Genomic DNA, 327 nt, shown 5'->3' on the forward strand with positions numbered 1-327 from the left:
CTCTACGCTTGGGCGTCCCGTCGCAAGGGCGAGACGCATAACTGGCCGCGGATGTCGAAGGCGACCGCTGCGTGATGATCACCATTTGGCATCGCGCTTCGGCGACTGCGGGCGCGATCCTGGGTCTGGCGGCTCTGTTGGGAATAGGCACCGTCTACGCGGAAACCTTTCGACCGCTCAAGGGATCGGAAATCCGCAGCCGGTTCACCGGCATGGAGTTCACCGACAAGGTCCACTGGGTGCTTCTGTTCGGGCAGGACGGAACCCTCACGAACACGGGAATGGGCAGGAAGACCCTCGGCCGCTGGCAGGTGAAGCGGGATCAGC

1 protein-coding gene is annotated in these 327 nt (G+C 63.6%); it reads left to right on the plus strand.

Features of this window, described 5'->3' with window-relative positions:
• Nucleotides 1-71: 71 nt before the first annotated feature.
• Nucleotides 72-327: DUF2613 domain-containing protein (locus tag OO68_RS49055; RefSeq protein WP_167345960.1), on the plus strand; the 256-nt coding region annotated here is incomplete at its 3' end.

This window comes from Streptomyces iakyrus, assembly GCF_000717055.1.
Lineage (GTDB): Bacteria > Actinomycetota > Actinomycetes > Streptomycetales > Streptomycetaceae > Streptomyces > Streptomyces iakyrus.